Annotated in this window: 22 protein-coding genes; 1 reads left to right on the top strand and 21 read right to left on the bottom strand. The window is 70.0% G+C overall.

Going from position 1 to position 23,102, the window contains the following annotated elements; genetic code table 11:
- Positions 1–67: 67 nt before the first annotated feature.
- The 19 genes from LGR54_RS10935 to LGR54_RS11025 form a co-directional block, all read right to left on the bottom strand.
- Positions 68–1,519, bottom strand: coding sequence for a gamma-aminobutyraldehyde dehydrogenase (locus LGR54_RS10935; protein ID WP_230361981.1), 1,452 nt, complete (start codon positions 1,517–1,519; stop codon positions 68–70).
- Positions 1,520–1,531: 12 nt separating this feature from the next.
- The gene (locus LGR54_RS10940; protein ID WP_230361982.1) at positions 1,532–2,341 is read right to left on the bottom strand and encodes an ABC transporter permease; all 810 of its coding nucleotides are present in this window, start codon (positions 2,339–2,341) and stop codon (positions 1,532–1,534) included.
- A 27-nt stretch (positions 2,342–2,368) separates the two neighbouring features.
- Complete coding sequence (locus tag LGR54_RS10945; RefSeq protein ID WP_214011201.1) at positions 2,369–3,316, bottom strand: ABC transporter permease; 948 nt, start codon at positions 3,314–3,316, stop codon at positions 2,369–2,371.
- Complete coding sequence (locus LGR54_RS10950; RefSeq protein ID WP_230361983.1) at positions 3,313–4,353, bottom strand: ABC transporter ATP-binding protein; 1,041 nt, start codon at positions 4,351–4,353, stop codon at positions 3,313–3,315. Before LGR54_RS10950 ends, LGR54_RS10945 begins: the two co-directional genes overlap by 4 nt.
- A 139-nt stretch (positions 4,354–4,492) precedes the next feature.
- The gene (locus tag LGR54_RS10955; protein ID WP_230361984.1) at positions 4,493–5,662 is read right to left on the bottom strand and encodes an ABC transporter substrate-binding protein; all 1,170 of its coding nucleotides are present in this window, start codon (positions 5,660–5,662) and stop codon (positions 4,493–4,495) included.
- 144 nt (positions 5,663–5,806) lie between these two features.
- Positions 5,807–6,736 (bottom strand): LysR family transcriptional regulator, encoded by a 930-nt coding sequence (locus LGR54_RS10960; RefSeq protein ID WP_214011198.1) that lies wholly within the window; start codon positions 6,734–6,736, stop codon positions 5,807–5,809.
- 134 nt (positions 6,737–6,870) lie between these two features.
- The gene (locus tag LGR54_RS10965; RefSeq protein WP_230361985.1) at positions 6,871–7,416 is read right to left on the bottom strand and encodes a dihydrofolate reductase family protein; all 546 of its coding nucleotides are present in this window, start codon (positions 7,414–7,416) and stop codon (positions 6,871–6,873) included.
- Positions 7,417–7,462: 46 nt separating this feature from the next.
- Positions 7,463–8,680 (bottom strand): NAD(P)/FAD-dependent oxidoreductase, encoded by a 1,218-nt coding sequence (locus tag LGR54_RS10970; protein ID WP_230361986.1) that lies wholly within the window; start codon positions 8,678–8,680, stop codon positions 7,463–7,465.
- Positions 8,677–9,390, bottom strand: a complete 714-nt coding sequence (locus LGR54_RS10975) for a 1-acyl-sn-glycerol-3-phosphate acyltransferase (protein ID WP_230361987.1) — start codon at positions 9,388–9,390, stop codon at positions 8,677–8,679. Before LGR54_RS10975 ends, LGR54_RS10970 begins: the two co-directional genes overlap by 4 nt.
- 90 nt (positions 9,391–9,480) lie before the next feature.
- Entirely contained in the window at positions 9,481–11,193 is a 1,713-nt protein-coding gene (gene ade / locus LGR54_RS10980) for an adenine deaminase (RefSeq protein WP_230361988.1), read from the bottom strand.
- A gap of 20 nt (positions 11,194–11,213) precedes the next feature.
- On the bottom strand, positions 11,214–12,164 hold the full coding sequence (locus LGR54_RS10985) for an aldo/keto reductase (protein ID WP_230361989.1): 951 nt from the start codon (positions 12,162–12,164) through the stop codon (positions 11,214–11,216).
- 166 nt (positions 12,165–12,330) lie between these two features.
- Positions 12,331–13,608 carry an MFS transporter gene (locus tag LGR54_RS10990; RefSeq protein WP_230361990.1) on the bottom strand — a complete coding sequence of 426 codons (1,278 nt, stop codon included), beginning with the start codon at positions 13,606–13,608 and terminating at the stop codon, positions 12,331–12,333.
- A gap of 175 nt (positions 13,609–13,783) precedes the next feature.
- Positions 13,784–14,677 carry a bestrophin family protein gene (locus tag LGR54_RS10995; protein WP_230361991.1) on the bottom strand — a complete coding sequence of 298 codons (894 nt, stop codon included), beginning with the start codon at positions 14,675–14,677 and terminating at the stop codon, positions 13,784–13,786.
- Positions 14,678–14,894: 217 nt separating this feature from the next.
- Positions 14,895–15,680, bottom strand: a complete 786-nt coding sequence (locus tag LGR54_RS11000) for a DeoR/GlpR family DNA-binding transcription regulator (RefSeq protein ID WP_230361992.1) — start codon at positions 15,678–15,680, stop codon at positions 14,895–14,897.
- Positions 15,681–15,789: 109 nt separating this feature from the next.
- Positions 15,790–17,223, bottom strand: coding sequence for a class I adenylate-forming enzyme family protein (locus tag LGR54_RS11005; RefSeq protein WP_230361993.1), 1,434 nt, complete (start codon positions 17,221–17,223; stop codon positions 15,790–15,792).
- On the bottom strand, positions 17,220–17,783 hold the full coding sequence (locus LGR54_RS11010; protein ID WP_230361994.1) for a biotin transporter BioY: 564 nt from the start codon (positions 17,781–17,783) through the stop codon (positions 17,220–17,222). The genes LGR54_RS11005 and LGR54_RS11010 overlap by 4 nt, the downstream gene beginning before the upstream one ends.
- Before the next feature lie 31 nt (positions 17,784–17,814).
- The gene (locus LGR54_RS11015; protein ID WP_230361995.1) at positions 17,815–18,426 is read right to left on the bottom strand and encodes an energy-coupling factor transporter transmembrane component T; all 612 of its coding nucleotides are present in this window, start codon (positions 18,424–18,426) and stop codon (positions 17,815–17,817) included.
- The gene (locus tag LGR54_RS11020) at positions 18,423–19,316 is read right to left on the bottom strand and encodes an energy-coupling factor ABC transporter ATP-binding protein (RefSeq protein WP_230362094.1); all 894 of its coding nucleotides are present in this window, start codon (positions 19,314–19,316) and stop codon (positions 18,423–18,425) included. The genes LGR54_RS11015 and LGR54_RS11020 overlap by 4 nt, the downstream gene beginning before the upstream one ends.
- A gap of 5 nt (positions 19,317–19,321) precedes the next feature.
- Complete coding sequence (locus LGR54_RS11025; RefSeq protein WP_230361996.1) at positions 19,322–20,155, bottom strand: aldo/keto reductase; 834 nt, start codon at positions 20,153–20,155, stop codon at positions 19,322–19,324.
- A gap of 114 nt (positions 20,156–20,269) precedes the next feature.
- On the opposite strand from LGR54_RS11025, the gene LGR54_RS11030 reads away from it, so the two are divergent.
- Positions 20,270–21,322, top strand: a complete 1,053-nt coding sequence (locus LGR54_RS11030; protein WP_230361997.1) for a hypothetical protein — start codon at positions 20,270–20,272, stop codon at positions 21,320–21,322.
- 59 nt (positions 21,323–21,381) lie between these two features.
- On the opposite strand, the gene LGR54_RS11035 is transcribed toward LGR54_RS11030, so the two are convergent.
- Positions 21,382–21,822, bottom strand: coding sequence for a GNAT family acetyltransferase (locus tag LGR54_RS11035; protein WP_230361998.1), 441 nt, complete (start codon positions 21,820–21,822; stop codon positions 21,382–21,384).
- Between the two features lie 13 nt (positions 21,823–21,835).
- The gene (locus LGR54_RS11040) at positions 21,836–23,014 is read right to left on the bottom strand and encodes a glycosyltransferase family 2 protein (protein ID WP_230361999.1); all 1,179 of its coding nucleotides are present in this window, start codon (positions 23,012–23,014) and stop codon (positions 21,836–21,838) included.
- Positions 23,015–23,102: the final 88 nt, after the last annotated feature.

Raw genomic sequence — 23,102 nt, forward strand, 5'->3', positions numbered from 1 at the left:
GGCCGCGACGGCGGCGCAGCGATCCTACAGGCGGAGAGGCATCCGCGCACCAGCCGGCTAAGCGTTCTCAGCCGTTCTTCACCATGACGTGGCGCACGACGGTGTAGTCCTCCAGCGCATAGGCCGAGAGGTCCTTGCCATAGCCGGACTGCTTCAGCCCGCCATGCGGCATCTCGCTCACCAGCATGAAATGGCAGTTCACCCAGGTGCAGCCATATTGCAGCCGGGCCGCCGTCGCCATGCCGCGGGAGATGTCCTTGGTCCACACCGACGAGGCGAGACCATAGTCGCTGTCATTCGCCCAGGCGACGGCGTCCTCGACATCGGAGAAACGCGTCACCGACACCACCGGGCCGAACACCTCGCGCCGGACGATCTCGTCCGATTGCAGCGCCCCAGCCACCACCGTCGGCTGGTAGAAGAAACCCTTGCCCGTCGTGGGATCGCCGGCCACCTTGCCGCCGGCGGCGATCTCGATATGGCCGAGTTCGGAGGCGCGCTCCACGAAGGAGGCGACACGCGCGCGCTGGCGGGCGGAGATCAGCGGACCGATGTCGTTCTCCTCGTCATTGGCCGAGGCAAATTTCAGGCCCGAGACCGCCGAGGCGAGATCGGCGACGAGGTTGTCGTACACTTTGTCGGCCGCGTAGATGCGGCAGGCGGCGGTGCAGTCCTGCCCGGCATTGTAGTAGCCGAACGCCTTCACCCCCTCGACCACCTCGGCGATGTCGGCATCGTCGAACACGATGACCGGCGCCTTGCCGCCGAGTTCAAGATGGGTGCGCTTCACGCTCTTCGCCGCCGCGGTGAGCACCTTCTTGCCGGTGGCGATGTCGCCGGTAAGCGAGACCATCGCCACCTTGGGATGGTTGATCAGCGCATTGCCGACGCTCTCGCCGCGCCCGACCACCACATTCACCACCCCTTCCGGGAAGATGTCGGCGATGAGCCGGGCGAGCTTCAGCGCGGTGAGCGGCGTCTGCTCGGAGGGCTTGATGACAACCGTGTTGCCGCCCGCCAGCGCCGGGGCGAGCTTCCACGCCGCCATCATCAGCGGATAGTTCCATGGCGCGATGGAGGCGACGACGCCGATCGGGTCGCGGCGGATCATCGAGGTATGGCCGGCAAGATACTCGCCCGCCACCATACCGTGCTGGGTACGCACCGCGCCGGCGAAGAAGCGGAAGCAATCGACCACGCCGGGAATTTCGTCGCGCAGCACCGCATGGCGGGGCTTGCCGCAATTCAGCGCCTCCAGCGTCGCGAAGCTCTCCGCCTCCGCCTCGATGCGATCGGCGAGCTTGAGCAGCAGGTAGGAGCGCTCCGCCGGGGTGGTGCGCACCCAGCCGGCGAAGGCCTTCTCGGCCGCGTTCACCGCCGCATCGATCTGGTCGGCGGAGGCTTCCGGCAGCTCGACCAGCGTCGCCTCGGTCTTCGGGTTCAGCACCGTCTCCGGCGTCTCGGTGCCGGCGACGAAACCGGGCCCGATCAGCATCTCGGTATCGAAAGCGACGGTCATGCGGGCTACTCCCTATTTGCCGGCCGCATTTGTCCCGCGCGCGCCTCCACCCTCGCGGGTGAGGTAGTAGGCGGCAAGGATGGGCAGGAAGGTGACGAGAATGACGAGGACGGCGACGACATTGGTGACCGGCCGCTGGCGCGGGCGGATCAGCTCGGACAGCATCCAGATCGGCAGCGTCGATTGCTGTCCGGCGGTGAAGGTGGTGACGATCACCTCGTCGAAGCTCAGCGCGAAGGCGAGCATGCCGCCGGCGAGCAGCGCGGTGCCGATATTGGGCAGCACGACGAGGCGGAAGGTCTGGAAGGCATCGGCGCCGAGGTCCATCGACGCTTCGATCAGCGAGGGCGACAGCCGCCGGAGCCGGGCTACCGCATTGTTGTAGACGACGACGATGCAGAAGGTCGCGTGGCCGAGCACGATGGTCCAGAAGCAGAAGGGGATCTCCATCAGCCCGAAGGCCTGGCGCAGTGCGATGCCGGTGACGATGCCCGGCAAGGCGATGGGCAGCACGAAGAGCAGCGAGATCGGCTCACGGCCGAAGAACCTCGCCCGCGCCAGCGCCCCCGCCGCCAGCGTGCCGAGCACCAGCGCGATCAGCGTGGCGATGGCGGCGACCTTCAAGGACAGCCCGACCGCCGCCCAGATGTCCGCCCGCCCCCACACCACGCCGAACCATTTCAGCGTGTAGCCCGGCGGGGGAAAGGCGTAGCTCTTCTCCTCGGTGGTGAAGGCGTAGAGCAGGATGAACAGCAGCGGGATGTGCAGGAAGGCGAGCCCGCCGAGCGCGGCGATCTTCAGGCCGAGCGAGGGGCGGTTCATGGCAACCCCCTCCCGCGATTGCACCGATCACATCGCATCGAACGCTCCCGTTCGCTTGGCGAGCGTCAGGAACAGCGCCATGACCAGGATCGGCACCAGCGAGAAGGCGGCGGCGAGCGGGATGTTCCCCGCCGTGCCCTGCAGCGTGTACACCGCCTGCCCCAGCACCAGCGCCGAGGTGCCGATGATCTGCGGCACGATGTAGTCGCCGAGCGTCAGCGAGAAGGTGAACACCGCCCCCGCCACCACGCCGGGCATGGCGAGCGGCAGGATCACGCTTCGGAACGTGGTGCCCGGTCCGGCGCCGAGATCGCCGGCCGCCTCGATTAGGCTCGCCGGCACCCGCTCCAGCGCCGCCTGCACCGGCAGGATCATGAAGGGCAGCCAGAGATAGGTGAAGGTCAGCACCATGCCGGTATAGGAGACCGACAGCGACGGCCCACCGACCAGCGGCAGGGCCAGCCACGCGTCGAGCGCGCCATCGAGCCCCAGCCGGCCGGCGAACCAGGAGATCGCCCCCTCCTTGGCCAGCAGCAGCTTCCAACCATAGACCTTGACCAGATAGCTCGACCACAGCGGCATCATCACCGCGAGATAGAAGGCCGCCTTGGCGCGCGGCCCGGCATAGCGGGCGGCGTAATAGGCGATCGGGAAGGCGATCAGCGCGCAGAGCAGCGTCACCGCCGCCGCGACGCCCACCGTCCGCATGACGATGTCGAAATTGGCCGGGCGGAACAGCTCGATCAGCGTCGCCGTGGTCGGCTCGCGCACGATGGTGCCGGAGAACTCGTCGATGGAGAAGATCGACTGCCCGAGGAACACGAACAGGCTGCCGAGATAGACGAGGCCGAGCCACAGCAGCGGCGGCGCGAGCAACAACAGCACGATGAGCTGGCCGCGCCGCAGCAGCGCGTCGGAGAGGCGGCGGAGAACGCCCTCGCGCGGCGCCGGCAGATCGAGGGTGGCAAGGCTCATCGCTCGCCCTCCATCGGCACCAGCGCCGCCAGCGGAACGGCGAGGCGCACGCTCTCGCCCGGCGCGGGCGCGAGCCGGGCGGCCGGCACGGCGGCGGTCAGCGCCACCCCGGCGGCGGTGCGCACCGCGAGGCGGCGCACCGCTCCCTGATAGGACACGTCGACGACCCGCGCTTCGATCACTGCCGCACCCGCCGGCGCGGCCCCGTCGGCCGGAACCAGCACCAGCTTTTCCGGCCGCAGACTGCACAGGCGGGCGGGCGCGCCGAGGGCCGCGGCCATGTCCGGCTCGATCACATTGGCCGCGCCGACAAAGGCGGCGACAAAGCGGGTGGCCGGCCGCTCATAGACCTCTTCCGGCGGGCCGACCTGCACGATGCGCCCCTCGTTGAACACCGCCACCCGGTCGGCCATGGAGAGCGCCTCGCCCTGGTCGTGGGTGACGAAGACGAAGCTCAGGCCGAGCGCACGCTGGAGGCCCTTGAGCTCGACCTGCATCTCCTCGCGCAGCTTGAGATCGAGCGCGCCGAGCGGCTCGTCGAGCAGCAGCACCTTGGGACGCACCACCAGCGCGCGGGCGAGCGCCACCCGCTGGCGCTGGCCGCCGGACAGTTGCGCCGGCCGGCGCGCCTCGAGGCCGGCGAGCTTCACCAGCGCCAAGGCCTCGCGCGCCAGCTTCTCCCGCTCGGCACGCGCGACGCGGCGGACCTTCAGCCCGTAGGCGACGTTCTCGCCCACGGAGAGATGCGGGAACAGCGCATAGTCCTGGAACACGGTGTTCACCGGCCGGCGATAGGGCGGCAACCCTTCCACCGTCTCGCCGAATATCTCGATATGGCCGGCATCGGGTTGCTCGAAGCCGGCGATGAGCCGCAGGCAGGTGGTCTTGCCTGAGCCCGACGGGCCGAGCATCGCGAAGAACTCGCCCGGCGCGATGGCGAGATCGACGCCGTCCACGGCCTTCACGCTCCCGAAATGCCGCGCCACTCCGGCGAAGCGGACGGCGGGGATGACGAACGAGGGTGCAGGAGCGTGCATCGATATCTCAAAGGGTTAGGAGGCGACCGCCGCGCTTCGGTGCGGACGGCACACGTCATCGCCGGCGCCGCGGTTCACGCCGGTGGTCCGATCCGGAAAGGGTGCGCCCGGCTTGATGCCGGGCGCGTGGGGCGGGCGCTCAGCGTCCGCCGAGCACGGCGATGTAGTCCGACACCCAGCGGTAATAGGGCACGCAGCCCTCGGCCTGGGTCGGGCACTTGGCGACCGGCGTGCGCCAGAAGTGCGTCTTCTCGAAATCGCCGGCGCCGTTGGTGGCGCAGCCCTCGGCGCCGAGCAGCTCGTTGCCCTTGCAGGCGGCCGGCACCGCCGGCACCGAGCCGAACCAGGCGGCGAGGTCGCCCTGCACCTTCGGCGAGATCGAGTGCTCCATCCACATATAGGCGCAGTTCGGATGGACGGCGTCGACATGCATCATGGTGGTGTCGGCCCAGCCGGTCGCGCCCTCCGCCGGGATGGTCGAGGCGATCGGTTTCTTCTGGCTTACCAGCAGGTTGACCTGGAACGGCCAGGAAGAGGAGGCGACCACGCCCTCATTGGTGAAGTCGTCGACCTGGATCATGGCGTCATGCCAGTAGCGCTGCACGATCTTGCGCTGCGCGCGCAAGAGGTCGAGCGCCGCCTTGTACTGCGCCTCGGTCAGCTCATAGGGATCCTTGATGCCGAGCTCGGGCTTGTGCGCCATCAGGTAGAGCGCGGCGTCGGCGATGTAGATCGGCCCGTCGAAGGCCTGGACGCGCCCCTTGTTGGACTTGCCGTCCGGCAGGGTCTGCTCCTCGAAGACCACGGCCCAGCTCTTCGGCGCCTCGCCCTTGAAGGTTTCCGTGTTGTACATCAACACGTTGGAGCCCCACTGATAGGGCACGCCGTAATGCACGCCGTTGACGGTGTGCCACGGCGCGTCCTGCAGGCGGGGGTCGACGCTGCCCCAGCTCGGAATCAGCTTCGTGTTGACCGGGGCGACCTTCTTGCCGGCGATCAGCCGCAGGGAAGCGTCGCCGGAGGCGGTGACGAGGTCGAAGCCGCCCTCGTTCATCAGCGCCACCATCTCGTCCGAGGTGCCGGCGGTCTTCACATTGACCTTGCAGCCGGTCTTCGTCTCGAAATCGGTGACCCAGTCATAGGCCTTGTCGGTGTCGCCGCGCTCGATATAGCCGGCCCAGGCGACGATATCGACCTGGCCCTCGCCCTTGCCGATCTCTTTTAGTTCAGCAGCTGCAAGGGGTTGGGCGGCAAGGGCGGCGCAGGCGACGAGCGCCGGCAGATGCAGGAGACGAGTGTGCGTGCGCATGCGGGTTCCCTCTGTTCTGCGGGCTTACGGGCCCTTTGACGGAAGTGTGCCGCTGCGTCGGGTGGCTCGCCACACCAAAGAAAAGAACGCAGGCATCGGAAAAACCGATGAGTGATCCGGCGGCATTTTTCTCCGGCCAGTGGATCAGGCGATGGCGCCGCCATGGCGAATGCGGGCCGGCTGGCGGGTGCCGGCGACGGAGAGAAAACCAGCGGCGGCGGGCGACAGCGGCGAGCCGCGCCGCCAGGCGGTGGCGACCTCGATGGCCGGCAGTTCCTCGGCGAGCTGGCGCGCCTCGATCTTGTCGCCTTCCAGCGACCAGGGACGGTAGGTGAGGTCCGGCAGCACCGCGACGCCGGCCCCGGTCGCCACCAGCGAGCGCACCGCCTCCACCGAGCGGGTACGGAAAGCGACCGGCGGGCGTATGCCGAGCCGGCGCCAGACGATCTCCGATGCCTCGGCGATTTCGTCAATCGTCAGAAGCACATGTGGCTCCTCGGCGAGATCGCGCAGGCTGACCTTCTCCTCCGCCAGCGCGGGATGGCCGAGCGGCATCCACACCCGATAGGGCGAGACCTGCACCGGCTCGGTCTGCAGGGCGGCGGAGCGGCGGCCGGGCGGCAGCACCATCACCGCCACATCGAGCTCGCCGCCGACCAAGAGGTGTTCGAGATAGTCGCCGGCATCCTCCACCGCCTCCACCGCCACGCCGGGAAAGGCGCGGCGGAAGCGGGCCAAAAGGTCGGAGAACACATAGCCGGCGACCAGCGGCGTCACGCCGAGCGACAGCCGGCCCTCCAGCGCCGCGCCCTCCGAACCGGACAGCGCGCGGCGGGCATCGGCGACATCGCCGAGGATTTTCCGCGCATGGCGCAGGAAATGATGGCCCTTAAGGGTGAGGTCGGCGCCGCGGGCGTGGCGTTCCAGGAGCTTGAAGCCGAGATCCAGCTCCAGCTCGCGCAGGGCCTCGGTTACCGTCGATTGCGAGATGGAAAGGATGTGCGCGGCTGAAGATACCGAGCCGTTCTCGGCGACGGCGACGAAATATTGCAGCTGGCGCAGCGAGAAAGCCATCGGAAATCCCGATACTAAGGGAGACAGCCGATGGTAACACCGCCACCCGCCGGCTGGATAGCGGCCCACGCGGGGGGCTCGACACCGCCACCGGCGAGTACGATGAGGTGGACGATGAGACCGATACGGACCGATCAGGCCGGGACGTAGGTCAGCCGGATCGCGTCCTCGCCGACCGGCTCGCTCGCCACGAAGCGGAGCGGCGGTCGTGGGCCGGCGAAATAGGGCTTGCCGTCGCCGAGCACGAAGGGGCGGAAATAGAGGCGATACTCGTCGATCAGCCCCATCCGGGTGAGGCTCCCGGCGAGGTCGGGCCCGGCGACGTCGATCTCGCCGTCACGCTCCGCCTTCAGCCGCCGCACGAACGCCTCCAGGTCGCCGTCGATCAGCGTGGCGTTGGGGCCGACCGTCTTCAGCGAGCGGGAGGCGACCCATTTCGGCTGCGCCCGCCATGCGGCAGCGTAGTCCCGCTGGATCGGGCCCCATTCCGGGCGAGCCTCCTCCCAGTAGCGCATCAGCTCGTAGATGCGCCGGCCGTAGAGGCATCCGGCGAGCCCCCGGACATGGTCGTTGAAATGACGGTGCAGCGCCTCGCCCGGCCCCGGCATTTCCAGATTGCCCGACCGTCCGTCGACATAGCCGTCGAGCGACTGCATCATTCCGAAAACCAGCTTCGCCATGCACACCTCCATCACCGGCGGTCCGACGTGCGCGGGCGGGGTGCCCTCACCTCGCCAGCAGGCTTTTCAGCTCGAAACTCTCGTCGCCGGCCTGCTCGGGGGTGAGGGTCGGCATGCCCGCGAGCAGGCGGCGGCCGAGCATGTGGTCGGCCGGGCGGTTGACGCTCTCGATCGCCACCAGCCGCCCCTCGCGGAAACGGAACACCGAGAAGCGCCGCGAGGCGGGGTCGCCGCGCAGCACCTCGGCGTCGCCCGGCCGGGCGAGGCCGACCATCTGCAGCTTGAGGTCGGCCTGGTCGCTCCAGAACCACGGTACCGACGTGTAGTCGTGGGCGTGCCCGGTGAGCCGGGCGGCGACGCAGCGCCCGTGATCGGCGGCGTTCTGCACCGATTCCAGCCGGACCCGCACATTGTCGGCATGATGGCTCGGATAGGCGGCGACGTCGCCGATGGCGGAGATTTCCGGGTCGCCGGCGAGCAGCCGGGCATCGACGGCAATGCCGTTGTCGATGGCCAGGCCGGCGGCGGCGGCCAACTCGACATTCGGCACCACGCCGATGCCGATCATCACCAGATCGGCGGCGATCCGCTCGCCCTCGACGGTCTCCACCGCCACCACCCGGCCGCCTTCGCCGACCAGCCGGGCAACGCCGGCGCCGAAGGTCAGCACGGTGCCCATGGCACGGTGCTCATGGGCGAAGAAATCCGACATCGCGGCGCCCACCGCGCGGCCGAGCACTCGCGAGGTGGCTTCGATCACCGTCACCTCGTGGCCGAGCTTCCGGGCGACCGCGGCGAATTCCAACCCGATGAAGCCGGCGCCGATCACCACCACCTTGCCTGCCGACGGCAGCGCCGCCTTGACGGCATCGGCATCGGCAAGGCTGCGCAGATAGAACACACCGTCGAACTCCGCGCCCGGCACCGGCAGCACCCGGTTGCGGGCGCCGGTGGCGAAGACCAGATGGCCATAGGGCAGCTTGCCGTCATCCTCCAGCGTCACCCGCCGGGCGCTGCGATCCACCGCCACCACCCGGCCATGGGCGAGGCCGATGCGGTGATCGGCGAAGAAGGCGGCGGGGCGCAATTCGAGATGATCGACGCCGACATCGCCCTTGAGATAGGCCTTGGAGAGCGGCGGGCGCTGATAGGGCAGGCCCGGCTCGTCGCCGACCAGGGTGATCGGCTCCTCATAGCCGGCCTCGCGCAGGCTGGCGGCTAGCTGGAACGCCGCCTGCCCGGCGCCGATGACGACGACGCTCATCGATTGGTCTCCCCTTCGGCGACCAGCCGGTCGCGCTCGGCATAGATCGCCTCGGACACGAGGCGGATGAATTCCGCGTCCGGCAATCCCGGCGGCAGCGGCGGCAGATAGCTGACGGTGACGGCGCCGGGATTCAGCGTGAAGCTGCGCCCCTTCCAGAACAGCCCGGCATCGTGGGCGACCGGCACCGCCGGCAGGCCGAGCGCCTTGTAGAGCAGCGCGACGCCGCGCTGGAACTCGGCGCGCTCATGCGGGCCGCGCCGCGTGCCTTCCGGGAAGATCAGCAGGCTGCGGCCGGCCGCCACCGCCTCACGGCCCTCGCGCAACATCTTCTTCAGCGAGGAGGCGCCGCCGGCGCGGTCGATGGCGATCATCGGCGAATGGCGCAGGAACCAGCCGAACACCGGGATCCGGTACAGCTCTTCCTTCAGCACGATGGCCACATTCGGCACCAGCACGGCGAAGGCGATGGTCTCCCAGGCCGACTGGTGGTTGGCGACATAGAGCGCCGGGCCAGCCGGGCGGTTGCCGCTTCCGATCTCGCGATAGCCGAGCCCGCCGACGCCGCGCAGAATGGCGAGCACGCCGCGCGCCCAGAAGCGGGAGAAGGTGCGCACCCGCTCCGGGCGCTTCATCAGCGCCAGCACCGGCGCGGCGGGCGCGAGGAGCAGCGTCCACAGGACGAGCAGCGGCAGGAACAGGATCGACATGCGGCTTCCGGCGGCGGGAACGTGACGGTCGCCGGTGCTAGTAGCAGAAGCCGGGCCGGCGGGCGACAGGTCCCGCGACGCGGCGGGCGCTCACCCCTCGATCAGCGCGAAGCGGCCGACGTCGAACACACCGCGGTCGCTGATCTTGAGATGCGGGATTACCAGAAGCGGCAGGAACGCCACCTGCAGGAACGGCTCGGGCAGCACGACGCCGAGCGCCTTGGCCGCCGCGCGCAGCCTGACCAGCGCGGCGCGCACATCCTCGAACGACCGGTCGGACATCAGGCCGGCCACCGGCAGAGCCAGTTCGGCGGTGACCACGCCGCCCTGGGCGACCGCGAAGCCGCCGCGCAGCTCGATGAGGCGGTTCACCGCCACCGCCATGTCGGCATCGTCGACGCCGACGACGCAGATATTGTGGCTGTCATGGCCGACCGAGGAGGCGATGGCGCCGCGCTTCATGCCGAAGCCGTGCACGAAGCCGCGCCCGACATCGCCCGAGCGGCCGTGGCGCTCGACGACGGCGACCTTCACCGCGTCCTGATCGAGATCGACCTGCTTGGCGCCGCCCTCGATGGGCAGCTCCATGGTGAGGTCCTCGGTGATGATGCGGCCGGGCACCACGCCGATGACGCGGGTGGCGGTGCGGTTGCCGAGCACGCGGAAGGTGTCGGCCTGCGTCCGCCCGGCCTTGACCGAATCGAGGCCGACCGGCGCCACCTGCCCGCGCGTGGCGAACAGCTCGCGCGTCACCGGCCGGCCGGCGGAGATCACCTGCCGCACCGAGCATTGCGCGAGGTCGTCCACCAGCACGATGTCGGCGCGGCGGCCGGGCGCGATCAGGCCGCGATCGGTGAGCCCGAAGGCATTGGCGGCCGACAGGCTGGCCACCCGATAGACATGATGCAGCGGCGCGCCATGCGCGATGGCGGTGCGGATCATGTAGTCGAGATGGCCTTCCTCGGCGATGTCGAGCGGGTTGCGGTCGTCGGTGCAGAAGGCGAGATAGGCGGAGGTGTCGGCGTCGATCAGCGGGATCAGCGCGTGGAGATCCTTCGACACCGAGCCCTCGCGGATGAGGACGTTCATGCCCTTCATCAGCTTCTCGCGCCCCTCCTCCAGCGAGGTCGCCTCGTGCTCGGTGCGGATGCCGGCCGAGATGTAGCCGTTGAGGTCGCGGCCGGAGAGCAGCGGCGCGTGGCCGTCAATGTGGCCGCCGGAGAAGGCGGCGAGCTTGTCGAGGCAGCCCTCGTCCTTGAACAGCACGCCGGGGAAATTCATGAACTCGGCAAGGCCGATGCCGGACGGGTCGCCGCGCAGCGTCTCCAGATCGGCAGCGGAGAGCTCGGCGCCGGCGGTCTCGAAGGCGGTGGCCGGCACGCAGGAGGACAGCTGCACCCTGAGGTCCATGATGGTGTGACGGGCGCATTGCTGGAAGTAACGGATGCCCTCGGCGCCCAGCACGTTGGCGATCTCGTGCGGGTCGCAGATCGCCGTGGTGACGCCGTGCGGCAGCACGCAGCGGTCGAACTCCAGCGGGGTGACCAGCGAGGATTCGACGTGCAGGTGGGTGTCGATGAAGCCCGGCACCGCGAACAGGCCGCGCCCGTCGATCTCGGTGACGCCCTCGTAATTGCCGTAGGTGCCGACGATGCGGTCGCCGCTGATGGCGATGTCGGTCTCGGTGATCGCGCCGGTGATGACGTCGAGCAACTGCACGTTCTGGATCACCAGATCCGCCCGTGCCACTCCGCGGCCCTGGTCGATGAAGCGGGCGAGGGCCTCGCGGTCGGCACGGGTCATGGTCGCGTCTCCGTCAGGGTTCAGGCGCTGGCCGCATTCAGCCGTTCGATGTCGCCCGCCGTCAACTTGAGCTCGGCGGCGGCGAGGAGGTCGCCGAGCTGCTCGGGCTTCGAGGCGCTGGCGATGGCCGAGGTGACGGAAGGCCGCGCCATCACCCAGGCGAGCGCCACCTGGGTCGGGTTGGCGCCATGGGCGGCGGCGACCGCGTCGAGGGCGGCGAGAATGCCGAGGCCGCGCGGATTGAGGTATTTGCGGACGTTTTCGCCGCCGCGCACGCTCTTGCCGGCATCCTCCGCCGAGCGATACTTGCCGGTGAGGAAGCCCGCCGCGAGCGAGAAATAGGTGATGACGCCGAGGCCGTTGGCGCGGGCCACCGGCTCGATGTCGCCCTCATAGGCGGCGCGCGCGCACAGATTAAATTCCGGCTGGATGGTCTCGTAGCGCGGCAGGTGCTCGCGGGTGCTGACGGCGAGCGCGTCGAACAGGCGCTGGCCGGTGAGATTGGAGGCGCCGATGAGGCGGACCTTGCCAGCCTTGACCAGCGCGTCATAGGCGTGGAGCACCTCCTCGAAGGGGGTCTCGGCATCATCCCAATGCGACTGGTAGAGGTCGATATGATCGGTCTGCAGCCGCTTCAGCGAGGCTTCCACCGCCTCGGCGATGTAGTCCGCCTTCAGGCAGACCTTGCCGCGCCCCATATCGGCGCCGACCTTGGTGGCGAGCACGATCCTGTCGCGGTTGCCGCGCGCCTTCAGCCATTTGCCGATGATGGTCTCGGACTCGCCGCCGACATGGCCGGGCGCCCAGCGGGAATAGACGTCGGCGGTGTCGATGAAGTTGAAGCCGGCGGCGACGAGCTCGTCGAGCAGGCGGAAGCTCGTCGCCTCGTCGGCGGTCCAGCCGAACACATTGCCGCCGAAGCACAGCGGCGGAACGAGGATGTCGGAGCGACCGAGACGGCGAAGTTCCATGGGGCGTTCTCCTGCAGGCACGGCAGTGGCGGCCATGCGGTGAAGATGCGTCGGTGAAGGTCCCCGCGAAGGATTCGGGGCGAAATGTTGGCGGAGTTTAGCCGGGACGGGCGGAAGGGCGAACCACCCGCCGATTGTTCTTTCGGGTGGCCGGCGGGAGGGGGTCTCAGGCCGGCTGCGCCAGCGCCGTGCGCCCGCGCCGGTACAGCGCCAGCGTCGAGACCAGGCCGACCAGGCCGGCAAACGCCATCCAGTAGCCGGGCGCCGCCTTGTCCTGCGTCGCCTCGATCAGCCAGGTGGAGATGGCGAGCGAGGAGCCGCCCAGCGTGGTGGCGAGGCTGTAGGCGAGCGAGAAGCCGGAGGTGCGCACGCTCGCCGGCACCACCTCGGTGAGCGCCACCACCATGGCGCCGTTATAGCCGGCATAGATGAAGGACAGCCACAATTCGACGACCAGCATACGCTCGAAGGTGATGCCCGACACCAGCCAGGCGAGCGCCGGATAGGCGGTGAGCGCCGCCAGCACGGCGAAGGCGACGAGGATCGGCTTGCGGCCGATGCGATCCGATAGCGCGCCGAAGACCGGCAGCCAGACGAAGTTCGACGCGCCGACGGCGATGGTGACCAGCAGCGCGTCGGTCTCCGACAGCTTCAGCACCGTCTTGCCGAAGGACGGCGTGTAGACGGTGATGAGGTAGAAGGAGACCGTGGTCATCACCACCATGCCGACACCGCCCAGCACCACCGGCCAGGCGGCGGCGAGGGTGCGGAAGATCTCCGCCGTGGTCGGGCGATGGGTGCGGGCGGCGAACGCCTTGGTCTCCGGCAGCGAGCGGCGGATGACGAAGATGAACGGCACGATCAGGCAGCCGATGAAGAACGGGATGCGCCAGCCCCAGCCGGCGACGTCGGCCGGCGACAGCAGCTTGTTGATCGCGAAGCCGAGCAGCGCCGCGACGATGACGGCGACCTGCTGGCTGCCCGACTGCCAGCTGACATAGAAGCCCTTATTGCCCGGCGTCGCCATCTCCGACAGGTAGACCGACACGCCGCCGAGCTCGACGCCCGCGGAGAAGCCCTGCAACAGCCGCCCGGCCAGCACCAGCAGCGGCGCGAGGAGGCCGATGCTGGCATAGCCCGGCACGAAGGCGATGAGCACGGTGCCGGACGCCATGATGGACAGCGTGAGCAACAGGCCCTGCCGCCGGCCCATGCGGTCGATATAGGGCCCAAGCACCAGCGCGCCGATGGGCCGCATGACGAAGCCGGCGGCGAATGAGAGGAAGGTCGCCATCAGCGAGACGAATTCGTTCTCGTTGGGGAAGAAGGTGTGGGCAATATGCGTCGCGTAGATGCCGAACAAGAAGAAGTCGAACATCTCCAGGAAATTGCCGCTGGTGACGCGCAGAATATTCTTGATAGTCTCGCCGCGCGTATTGCTCATCTCGCTCCCCTCGGAACCGGCCGTCGGCACGCGAATATTACGTAAGGTCAGCAAGTTGCGACGTCATGCCCGGCGATACCGATGTGATAATTTAGCCGCCGGCAGAAAGCCAGCTCGGCCGCGACCGCCTTTGGACCAATGGCCGGACGGGTGCGGGCACCGGCCGAGGCCGGCCTCAGAGCAGGATCATGTCGATCGGCTGCGGCGGCTCGGGCAGGTCGGTCTCGCCCAGTGCCTCGCGCAGATTGAGCTCGATGCCATGGGCAATGGCGTTGATCGGCACCGCGTTGGGGCGGGTGCCGAACGGCTCCTCCATCTCGTCGCCGAGGGCGTCGAGGCCGAAGAAGGTGTAGGCGACGAGGCCGGTGACGAAGGGCGTGCCCCAGCCGAGCACGTCGGCGAAGCCGAAGGGCAGCAGCAGGCAGAACAGATAGGCGGTGCGGTGCAGCAGCAGCGTGTAGCCGAACGGCACCGGGGTGGTGCGCAGCCGCTCGCAGGCGGTGGCGGCATGGTTGAGCTCGGTCAGCCCGGCATCGAGCAGCGAGAATTCGATGTCGGACAACAGCCCCTCGCCGCGCGCATCGGCGAGGCCGGCGCCGGCCTCACGCAATTGCGCATCGGCCGGGAAGCGGGGCGCCGTGCCGGGCGGGGAATTTCCCGGCGACGGCGCGCGCAGCGCGGCTTCGAGCGCGTGGGTGAATATGATGAGGCGGCCGAGCAGGGCGCGGCGAGCGGCGCGGCCGGGCTCGCCGCGCGCCTCCAAGAGCAGGCTGCGGCGGGCGAGGTCGCGCGCGGCCGACAGTATCGTTCCCCATTGCTTGCGGGCTTCCCACCAGCGGTCGTAGCAGGCGCTGTTGCGGAAGCCGAGGAACACCGACAGCGCGATGCCGACCAGCGCGAAGGGCATGCCGTCCAGCGCCGGCACCAGCCCGGGTCGCAGCGCATGGCCGGCGACGATGGCGGCCGACAGCGCCATGACCAGCACGAGCTGCGGCCAGATCTGCTGGAGCACCGAGCTGCGCAGGATGAAGAACAGCTCCAGCAGGCTGGGACGGTCGCGGACGATCATGCGGGCTTCCGGGTCGGATGGGCCGGGTCTTACGGGACGGGTCTTGCGGGACGGGTCTTACGGGACGCCTGCCGGTGGCGACGGCGCGCGGCGCAAAAGCTAGCGCGGCGCGGGGCCGCGTGAAAGCGCCCGCAATGCCCAGAGAGTTCTCGGCCGCAGCATCCCCGGCGACGGCCACGGCCTGCGGAGCCGGCAAGCCGACTTCAGAACGACGGCCTCAGAACACCTCGTCCTCGGCGCCGCCGACCTCGATTAGCTCGACCTGGTCGCGGGCGCAGACCTCGCGCAGCAGCGGCGAGGAGACGGCGTCGGTGACGAAGGTGTCGATCTCGTTCATCGCGCCGATGCGCACCGGCGCCGACCGCTCCAGCTTGGAACGGTCGGCCACCAGGATCACCTGCCGGGCATTGTCGATGATGGCGCGGGCGACTTGCACCTCGCGATAGTCGAAATCGAGCAGCGTGCCGTCCTCCTCGATGGCGGAGGCGCCGATCACCGCATAGTCGACGCGGAACTGGCGGACGAAATCCACCGCCGAGGAGCCGATCACCGCGCCGTCGGCATGACGCACCGGGCCGCCGGCCATGATCAGCTCGATGGTCGGGTGGCGGTAGAGCTCGGTGGCGACGTTGAGGTTGTTGGTGATCACCAGCAGATCCTCGTGACTGCCGAGCGCGCGGGCCACTTCCTCGGTGGTGGTGCCGATGTTGATGAACAGCGAGGCGCGGTTCGGCACGATGCTGGCCGCCGCCTCGGCGATGGCGCGCTTGGCGCCCTGCGCCATCACCCGGCGCGCCTCATAGGCGAGGTTCTCCACCCCCGAGGCCACCACCGCGCCGCCATGCACGCGCGACATCAGCCGGCGGATGCAGAGGTCGTTGAGGTCCTTGCGGATGGTCTGCGGCGACACGTCGAAGCGGCCGGAGAGATCCTCGACGCTGACCCGGCCCTGGGCGCGGGCGAGCATCAATATGTCCTGCTGGCGGGAGGAGATGGCGTTCATTGTCTTTGGCCCCGCGTCGTCGTCCCGCTCGCCGCCGGCGCGGCGGAAGCGCCTGGCGAGGATTCGCGGCAATCCTGCACCATCGGGCGGGCGGATCGCAAACAAACCCTTAGCTGCGCTGCAACATCCGCTCCGGATCGGCCAGCGCGGCGAGGCGCGCCTCCAGGGCGAGAAGGTCGGCCTTGCCGCTCGACAGGCGCGGCCAGTCGTCGAGCGCGAGGAAGCGGCGCGGCAGCTTGGCGGCCGGCAGCAGCACCCGGCAATGCGCCCGGAGCCGGGCAGGATCGCGCGCCCCCGGGCCGCGCAGCACCGCCACCAGCTCGACGCCGCGCAGCGGGTCCGGCAGGCCGAACACCGCCGCCTCGAGGATGCCCGGCGCGCTCACCAGCACCGCCTCGATCTCCTCCGGGTAGACGTTGAGGCCGGAGGTGACCAGCATGCGTTTTTCGCGCCCGGCCAGCGTGAGGCGGCCGGCCTCGTCGAGCCGGCCGTGATCGCCGATGGTGAGGAAGCCGCCGGCGCGGCGGGTCTCCTCGCCGCCGCCGCAGGCATAGTCGTCGAACAGCATGGTGCTCGCCACCCAGATGGTGCCGGTGGCGCCGGGCGGCAGGTTGCGGCCCTCAGCGTCGCGGATGGCGAGGGTGACGCCCGGCGCGGCGGTGCCGACCGAGCCCTCCGACACCTCTTCGCCCGGCCGGACCAGGGTGACGAAGCTCATCTCCGAGGCGCCGTAGAACTCGGCGATGCCGGCGCGGGGAAACGCCGCCGCCACCGCCGCGCGGGTGTGCGGACGCCATTTGGCGCCGCTGATCAGGATCAGCCGCACGCTGGGCAGGTCGATGCCCTCCTCGGCGGCGGCGCGCGCCAGCATCTGCAGCTGGGTCGGCGTCGCATAGAGCGCGGTGACGCGGTGGCGGGCGATCAGTTCCAGCGCCCGCTGCGGATGGAACAGGCGCAGCATCACCGCCGTGGCGCCGATGTGCAGCGCATGCACCACTCCATAGAGGTGCAGCGAGGCGGACAGCGCGCCCGGCGCCAGGATCACGTCGTCGCCGGTGAGGCCGAACTCCGTCTCGCTGACCGCGAAGCTGTCGATCCACGAGCGGTGCCCGCGCCGGTAGCCCTTGGGCAGGCCGGTCGAGCCGGAGGTGAAGCCGACATAGAAGGCATCGTCAGGGTGCGGGGCCGGCAGCGGTTCGACGGCGCCGGGCGGCAGCTCGCTCTCATCAGATAGCGTTAACGCCGGGTCGAGCGCGGCGTCGACGGCGGCGCGATAGCCGGCCGGCCAGGCGGGATCATAGACCAGCGCCTGCCGGCCGCTCACCGCGCAGGCGAAGAAGCCGGCGACCAGCGCCGGGCTGTTGCCGATGGCAAGCGCGATGCCGCTCCCCGGCGGGCTGCGCCGGGCGAGATCGGCGGCGCGGCGCGCCACCGTCGCGGCGAAGGCGGCGCGGCTGAGTTCCTCCTCGCCGCAGATCAGCGCCGGCCGCTCCGGCGCCTGCCGCGCCAGTTCCGCCAGCCGGTCGCCGATGGTGCGGTTCAACGGGTGGGCGCGCGGGAGAGCAGCGCCTCCGGCATGCCGCGCGCCACGGTCTGGGCGACCAGCGCGGTAAGCACCGCCTTGAGGGAGTCGCCGGGGATAAAGATCAGGCAGGCCTTGGCGGCGTCGATCAGCGACAGGTCGGTCTTCAGCGCCATGCCGACGATGCCGAAAGCATAGAGCACGACGATGCCGCCGACCACCGAGGCGATCAGCGCCGAGGCGAACACCGCCTGCGCGCGCAGCACCTGCATCAGCCAGCCGGCGACGAAGGCGGCGGCCACCCAGCCGAAGATGAAGCCGGCCGAGGGGGTGAAGAACACCCCGAGCCCGCCGCGCCCGCCGGCGAGGATCGGCGCGCCCAGCGCCACGACGAACAGCACCAGCAGCATGGCGAGCGCGCCGCGCTTCGCCCCCAGCATCACGCCGGCCAGCATCGCGCCCATGCTCTGGGCGGTGATCGGCACGCCGCCAGCGATCGGCAGGTCGAATTTGGGCATCAGGCCCAGCACGGCGAAGATCGCGGCATAGAGGGCGATCTGCACGAGCGCACGGTCCTTCATCGGCTTCTTCCTCTGTTCATCGGCGGGTTGTTCATCGGCGCTTGCCTCTCGGCGCGCCGCCGCGGGCGGTGAGCGCCTCGGCGGTGTGATGCGACAGTCTCAGGGTCTGAATACAGAACGGCGCGAGCAGGCGCCAGCCGCCACGCTTGCCGGTGCGGGCGCGCCAGCTCTCGTTCAGCGCCTCCCACAGCGCGAACAGCAGCGGCACGAAGCGCAGCATCATCGCCACCATCAGCGCCAACGCGCGGGGCGACAGGCCGAACAGCGCCAGCGGACGCAGGATCGGCTCGACCGCGTCCATCATGTCGTCCATGCGGGTGGTCATGGTGACGGCATTGGCGAGGAGGACCATCGCCAGAAGCCGCAGCACCATGGCGATACCGGCCTCAAGGCTGCCGGTCCACCAGTGCAGGCCGACGAGGATGACGAGCAGCGGCAGCATCGGGCGCAACAGCGCCACCTGCCGCAGCGCCGCCCGGCCGAGGCTGACATAGAGGGAGAACACCACCGCGAGCAGCCCGCCCATCAGCGGCACGCTGTCGAACGGGGTGACCAGCAGGCTGATGAGCGCCAGCGCGATCAGCTTCCATCCGGCGGGCACGGCGTGCGCCCAGGTACGTTCGGCGAGATAGAGCGAGATCACCGCGCGGCCCCGCCCGCGCGCTCGACCGCCAACGCCGCCTCCGAATGGGTCGCCGCGTCGGAGCGCACCGCGTCGTCGGCGGCCGCCTCGGCGAAGGCGCGATAGGCGGGCACCACCGCGTCCGGCGGTCCGTCCATGCGGACCCGCCCTTCATGCAGCCAGACCACCCGGTCGTAGCCGGCGAAGGCGTCGAGCTCGTGCGCGACGAGGATCACCTGCTGCGGCAGGCCGGCGATCATCGCCTCCAGCCGGCGGCGGGTGGTGAGGTCGAGGCTGGAGAACGGCTCGTCGAGGATCAGCACCGCCGGCCGCATCACCAGCACCGCGATGATGCACAGCAGCTGCTTCTCGCCCTCGGAGAGCGCGTGTACCGGCCGCTCCGCCCAGTGCTCGCGCCGGTAGCGGGCCAGCACCGCCTTCGCCTCCTCCCGCGCCTGCCGGCGCGGCAGGCCGGCCTGCTCGAGGCTGAAGCCGATCTCCTCGGCCACCGTCGGGAAGATGATCTGGTGGTCGGGGTTCTGGAAGATGAAGCCGACCGTGCGCGGCAGCTCGGCGGTGTGCTCGCGCGTGTCGAGGCCGTGCACCTCCACCCGCCCCTCGTCCGGCAGCAGCAGGCCGTTGAGCAGGCGGGCCAGCGAGCTCTTGCCGGAGCCGTTGGCGCCGATCAGCCCGATGCGCCGCTCGGCCAGCGTGAGCGTGACGCCGTCCAGCACCCGCCGGCCGCCGCGGGCCAGAGTGACGGCGTCGAAAAGGATGGCGGGGCGCGGCCCCGGCCTCGTCACGCCGTCCGAACCGGACCGGACAAGCTCGTCCGCGCCGCCCTCGACCAGAGACGCGGCCCCCCGGACCAGATCCGGGGATGCCGGTTCGCCGGAGGGCAGGCGGCCCATCGCGGTCACAGCATTTCCAGCGAGCGCTTGCGGCTCGGCGGCGGGAAGGCGGCGTCGAGCTTCGCGAGATCCTCCGCGTCGAGCTTGATGTCGCGGGCGCCGGCATTCTCGCGCATGTGCTCGGGACGCGAGGCCTTGGGGATGACGATGTTGCCGGGGTAGCGCAGCGCCCAGGCCAGCGCCACCTGGAACGGCTTCGCCCCGTGCTTGGCCGCGACCTCGCCGAGCGCGCCACCCGTCTTGATGCGCCCCTGCTCGATCGGGCTGTAGGCCATCAGCGGCATCTCATGCTGCTGCAGCCAGGGGATGAGATCCCATTCCGGCCCGCGGCGGGTGAGGTTGTAGAGCACCTGATTGGTGACGCAGCCCTCGCCGCCGGGGGTCTCGTAGAGCTCGTTCATGTCATCGGTGTCGAAGTTCGACACGCCCCAGTGGCTGATCTTGCCCTGGCTCTTCAGGTGCTCGAAACCGATGATGGTCTCGGCCAGCGGCACGCCGCCGCGCCAGTGCAGCAGATAGAGGTCGAGCCGGTCGGTCTTCAGCCGCTTCAGGCTGCGCTCGCAGGCGGCGATGACACCGGCGCGGCTGGCATTGTGCGGATAGACCTTGGAGACCAGGAAAACCTTGTCGCGCAGCCCGGCCAGCGCCTCGCCGAGGAAGCTCTCGCAGGCGCCCTCGCCATACATCTCGGCGGTGTCGACCAGCTTCAGGCCGAGCTCGACGCCGAGGCGTACCGATTCGGTCTCTTCCTTCCGTGCCGCCGCGCGCTCGCCCATCATCCAGGTGCCGATGCCGAGCGCGGGAACCTTCTCGCCGCCGGGAAGCTGAACCGTCTTCATCGCGACTTTCCTTACCTTTGCCTCACCTTTTGCGTGCCGACCGGCATGCCACCGCCGCCGCCGGGGCGCAAGCATGCTATTCATAACCGCATGATCCGCCCCGTACGGAGTCCCATGTCCAGCGCCGTACCCCATGCCGTGCCCGGCGCCCCCTCGCAGAGCCTTGTCGCGCCGGCCGCCGCCGAGCAGGACAACGAGCTTGGCATCGAGCTGAGCGCGGTGATCCTCGCCGTCACCGGGGACGACCCCAAGGTGCTCGCCATCCGCCATGGCGGGGAGAGCGACGCGCGCGAGGCCCTGCCCTCCGGCCCACTGGAGCGCGGCCACCGCACGCTGGAGATCGGCCTGCGCTCCTGGGTGGAGCGGCAGACGCTGCAGCATCTCGGCTATGTCGAGCAGCTCTACACCTTCGGCGACCGGGCGCGCGGCGAGGACGGAAGGCGCTCGCTCTCGCTCGCCTATCTCGCCCTGGTGCGCGAGGCCCGCCCGGCCGGCGACGCCGATGCGCGCTGGCAGAGCTGGTACCGCTATTTCCCCTGGGAGGACTGGCGCGCCGGGCGGCCGGCGGTGCTCGACACGCTGCTGCACGGCCTCCGGGCCTGGGCGGCGGCGGCCGAGCGGCGGCTCGCCGACATCCGCGCCGACCGCATCACCCTGTGCTTCGGCGGCCCGCAAGGAGCGGGCTGGAACGAGGAGCGGGTGCTGGAGCGCTACGAGCTGCTCTACGAGGCCGGGCTGGTGCAGGAGGCGCTGCGCGAAAACGGGGCGCTGCGCGAGCGCGGCCACGAGCAGGTGCCGGATCGCGGCCCGCCGCGCGTCGCCCCGCCCGCCGCCGGCATCGAGATGACGGCGGACCACCGGCGCATGCTGGCGCTCGCCATCGCCCGGCTGCGCGGCAAGATCAAATACCGTCCGGTGGTGTTCGAGCTGATGCCGCCGAGCTTCACCCTGCTGCAGCTGCAGCGCACGGTGGAGGCGCTGTCCGGGGTGCAGCTGCACAAGGGCAATTTCCGCCGGCTGATCGAGCAGCAGCGCCTCGTCGAGGAAACCGGCGAGGCCTCCGCCGAGACCGGCGGAAGGCCGGCCCGCCTCGTGCGCTTCCGCCGCGAGGTGCTACTGGAGCGCCCGGCGCCCGGCGTGCGCCTGCCGAGCGGCGGACGGCGCTAGGGCGCGGTGAAGGGCGGGCCCTCTCCTCCCCTGGCGGAGTGGAGGATCGCCGTGCCGCGCTACTCTCGGCCGTCGATCCATTTCGACAGGACGGTGCGCGGCGCCACCTCGAAGCCGAGATGCTCATAGAACGCGACCACCTGCGTGTTGGTCTCGCGCACCAGAAGCTGCACCTTGACCACGCCCCGCGCGGCGAGCCAGCGCTCGCCGGCCTCCACCATCCGCCGGCCGATGCCCTCGCCCTGCCGGGAGGGTGCGGCGGCGACGTAGTAGAGCCAGCCGCGATGGCCGTCATGGCCGACCATGACGCTGCCGACGAGCGCGCCGTCGGCGGCCCGCGCCACCAGCACATCGGAGGCGGCGCCGGCGCGGGCGAAGCAGAAATCCGTCGCCGGGTCGTTATAGGGCACGGTGAGCCCGCAGGCGCGCCAGAGCGCCACCACCTCGGCCTCGTCCTCCGGCCGCGCCGGCTCGACGGCGATACTGACGGTCGCGGTCATGCGCTCCTCCCGCTCACCGGCCGCCCAGCCGGCGCCAGCGCCGCTTCCACCACGCGCGGAACCCCAGCTTGCCCAGCCGCCCCTGAACCTCGTCGAGACGCTGCGCCAGCCGAGCCTGCGCCTGTTCCTGCCGCCGCTGCCCTTCCGCCAACCGCTCCGTCAGCGAAACCAGGGCGTCGAGACGAGCGGCGTTCGCCGCCTGCGTTTGCGCGAGTTCGTGCAGCGCCGCCATCACCGGCCCTTCGGCGGCGACGGTGCCGGACAGCACCGCCTGTCCCTCGGCGATCTCCTGCAGGCGGGCCAGCAGCGGCGTCTCGATGGCGTCGAGCCGCTGCCGCACCATCTCACGATAATCGGCGATGACGTGCAGCAGGGTCATGATCGACCCGCCGGCGCCGGGATCGGCGTTGAGATGGGTGCGCAGCAGCGCGTTGCGGTAGAGCACGTTGTAGCGCGCGTGCAGCGCCCGGCCGGCCTCGACCGAATTGCCGTAGGAGCCGGTGGCCTCCGGCCGTAGGTGGTAATAGGCCAGCGGCTGGTCGATGGTGCCGATGTCGCCGACGGCGAAGACCCGCAGATTGTAGTCCCAGTCGCCGATCACCGGCAGCGTGTCGTTGTAGAAGCCGATCTGCCGCACCACCGACATGCGGATGACGAAGGCGATCGGGCAGAAGAGGTTGCGCGACAGCAGCTGGAGGCCGTCGAGATGGGGCTGCCAGTCGTGCCAGGGCTCCCGGTACAGCTCGACCACCCGGTCCGGCTCCAGCCGCTCATAGACGCGGGTCATGCGGGTGAGCACGGCGGCGTAGCGGCGGTTTTCCTCGCGCTGCAGGAAGCCGACCGTCTCCTTGAGGAAATCCGGGTGCCAGGCGTCGTCGTCGTCATGCACCACCAGGAAGTCCCCGGTGGCGTGGGTCTGCGCCTGCGCCATCACCAGCGCCCGGTTGGAGGCGGCCTCCATGCCGAGGCTGACCGGGTTATGGATGACGGTCAGCCGCCCGGCGAAGGCCTCGCGATGCGGGGCCACCGTCGCCTCGACCGCCTCGGCGTCGCCCCCGTCATTGACGATGTAAAGGTGCCAGTCGGCATGGGTCTGGCCGAGCACGCTGGCCACCGCCCGCCCGAGCAGCAGGTTGCGGTTGCGGGTACGGGTGACGACCGCCACCCGGCTGCCGGCCGGCGGCGCCGACATCCAGTCGCTCTGCGAAGGAAAAGGCGGCGTGAAGCCTGGCATGCGAGATCCCCCCGGTCGCTTCGCGTCCCTGTTCCTAGAGCCCGCA

Origin of the sequence: Ancylobacter sp. Lp-2, from assembly GCF_020523795.1 — a bacterium.
In the GTDB taxonomy this organism is placed as follows: Bacteria; Pseudomonadota; Alphaproteobacteria; order Rhizobiales; family Xanthobacteraceae; genus Ancylobacter.